1 pseudogene is annotated in these 325 nt (G+C 60.9%); it reads right to left on the reverse strand.

From position 1 onward, the window contains the following. Positions 1–163 (reverse strand): annotated as a pseudogene (locus EN874_RS34740) (aldo/keto reductase); the annotation flags it as partial. Positions 164–325 lie beyond the last annotated feature (162 nt).

The raw sequence follows: 325 nt of genomic DNA on the forward strand, positions 1-325 counted from the left end.
CGCCGGCGGCGATCGAGCGGCCGACGATCTCGTTGACGCCCTTCTGGTCGAGACTGGCGATCAGCCCCCATTGGGCATTTTCGCCGGCGGCGCCGAAGGTCATGGTGCCGAGGCAGAGTTCGGAAACGAACAGGCCGGTGTTGCCGAGCTGGTTGTAGCGCATGGTGAGATTTCCCCGGGGAAGATTGAAAGACACTGGGGAAATAGGAACGGGCCGTTTCGTTTCAAGCGCTGGCACAAAGGATATCGTCCGGTTGGCTGGCCGGTAACGAGATCGTGACGAAGGCGGATCAGCTCTCCACGAGAGCAAGGATAGCGAACAGCG

Origin of the sequence: Mesorhizobium sp. M1D.F.Ca.ET.231.01.1.1 (genome assembly GCF_003999155.2) — a bacterium.
GTDB lineage: Bacteria > Pseudomonadota > Alphaproteobacteria > Rhizobiales > Rhizobiaceae > Mesorhizobium.